The organism is Flavobacterium lacus (assembly GCF_003268815.1).
Taxonomy (GTDB): domain Bacteria; phylum Bacteroidota; class Bacteroidia; order Flavobacteriales; family Flavobacteriaceae; genus Flavobacterium; species Flavobacterium lacus.
Genome location: NZ_QLSV01000031.1, coordinates 1 through 2,553, shown reverse-complemented (window position 1 = coordinate 2,553; position 2,553 = coordinate 1). Strand labels below are relative to the sequence as shown.

1 pseudogene is annotated in these 2,553 nt (G+C 40.7%); it reads left to right on the top strand.

The annotated features are described in order from the left end of the window. Positions 1-2,553 (top strand): annotated as a pseudogene (locus tag B0I10_RS15730) (hypothetical protein); the annotation flags it as partial.

Sequence of the window (2,553 nt, the reverse complement as noted above, 5' to 3'; positions counted from 1 at the left end):
GGCAACATCAGTTGGATTTCGGGTCCTTCTGTATTATCGGCTGAATCTACCGTAGCTACTTATTCGGTTACTGCTGTAAGTGGAGCTACGAGTTATGTTTGGAATTTACCATCTGGTTTAACATTAACTTCTCAAACAGGACCAACAGTTACAGTAGCTGTTGCATCCAATTTCACAAACGGTGATTTATCTGTTTATGCCTTAAATAGTTGTGGAGAAACGGTTGTTCGTAATGTATTTGTAACAAAAGCCGTTGCTTTGCCTGGCGGTATATCCTTTGCTATAACGGGTTCATCTATTATTTGTGCCAATACTGTTGAGACGTATAGTGCCACTGCAGTCTTGGGTGGTTCTTATATTTGGAGTGTTCCAGCGGGAGTTACTATTACTTCTGGACAGGGAACAAATTCAATAACAGTTTCCGTAGGTGGTACTTTTGTATCCGGTCAAGTAGGAGCTACTTGTGTAACTTCTGACTATACTTTTCAAGATAGTTATTTAGTTTCCGGTAGCATTCAGCCTTCGACTATAACTGGGCCAGTAAATTTGTGTTCCTTATCAACAGCTACTTATTCTGTAGCTACTATACCCGGCGTGAGTTATCTTTGGAGTGTTCCTTTAGGGATGTCTATCATTTCAGGCGAAGGTACTTCTTCGATAACAGTATCTATTTCTGCATCGTCAAGTGGTTCAATTTCAGTACGTACACAAAGTTTATGCGGATTAAGTGCACCAAGTGTATTATCGGTCAATACTGCACCGGTTTTAGGGCGTATTACAGGGATCACACGAGTTTGTGGAGCTGTTCAAACTACGGTAGATAGCAATGGAGTTATTGTTGATAATACAGCTTTAAACAGTTATACTTATCGCGTTGCGCCAGTAGCAGGAGTAAGTTCTTATATATGGACAGTTCCAAGTGGAGTTATTATTGAATCCGGTCAGGGCACCAATGCACTAACGGTAAGTTATGATTTATCTACTTTTACAACAGGCACCCTCACAGTTCAAGGTGTAAACAGTTGCGGTACGGGTTCATTAAGAAGTCTAGTTGTAAGTGTTGTTAGCGGGACTATTACAGGACCAACGTCTTTGTGTTCTATGACAACAGCAAGCTATAGTATTCCTTCGGATTTAGGGAATAACTTTGTGTGGAGTTTACCACAAGGTATGAGTATCATCAGCGGTACAGGCACCTCGAGTATCACAGTAAGTCTTTCACACCCTATAAATTTTGCTACTTCGAATCAGGTAAGAGTTACATTTACGACAGCCTGTGGCGGAGAACAAACCTTGTCTTTGCCGGTAAATTGTTCAGCATATACTTCTTTGTCTTCGGGACATTGTGGAGCTACGAGTGTATCTCCGATGCAGTGGCTAGATGCTATGACGGTTTCCGGAGCTAATGGCTATAGGTTTAATATATATGATGCAAGTGGAACCACATTAATTACCTCAATTGATAGGCCATTTTATTTTTTCAGATTTTCACAGTTTAATTTTGAATACGGAACGACTTATCAGGTACGAGTTCAATTAAAACAAGGTGAAGTTTATGGATCAGAAGGAGCCACGTGTAGTGTTACCTTAATGACATTACCAACCACTACTTTAGCCCCGTCCGTTTGTGGAGCTACAGGCGTTTCACCGTCACAATGGTTGGATGCTATAGCTGTTTCTGGAGCTAGTGGTTATAGGTTTAATATTTATGAATCTACCGGTACTACTTTACTTTCCTCAATTGACAGACCTGTTTCATTTTTCAGGCTTTCACAGATGAGTTTTACATACGGTGTAACTTATCAGGTAAAAGTTCAGGTAAAACAAGGAGATGTTTATGGTTTAGAAGGAGCGTCGTGCAGTGTTAGCACAGTGGCAATATCTACTACTACCTTAGCACCTTCAGTTTGTGGAGCTACAGGCGTTTCACCGTCACAATGGTTGGATGCTATAGCCGTTTCGGGCGCTAGTGGTTATAGGTTTAATATTTATGAAGCTACGGGCACTACTTTACTTGCCTCGATTGACAGACCTGTTTCATTTTTCAGGTTTTTACAGATGAATTTTGAATATGGAGCAACTTATCAGGTAAAAGTTCAGGTAAAACAAGGAGAAGTTTATGGTGCGGAAGGTACGGCGTGTAGTGTAACTACGATTTCCTTGCCGGTTACCTCTCTTTCTGCTACTGTGTGTGGAGCTACCAATATATCACCATCACAATGGTTGGATGCTGTAGCTGTTTCAGGCGCTAGTGGTTATAGGTTTAATATTTATGAAGCTACGGGCACTACTTTAATTACCTCGATTGACAGACCTGTTTCATTTTTCAGGTTTTCACAGATGGATTTTGAATACGGTACTGCGTATCAAGTGGGTGTTCAGGTAAAACAAGGAGATATTTATGGCTTAGAAGGAAAGCAATGTAGAATAGTGGTAGTGAATGATGAGTTTTCTCGCCAAACAAGTATGGATGATGATGAATCAACTCAATTGGGTACACCATCAAGTCCTTTGGTTTTAGTTGCGTATCCGAATCCGTTTAGCACATCGTTT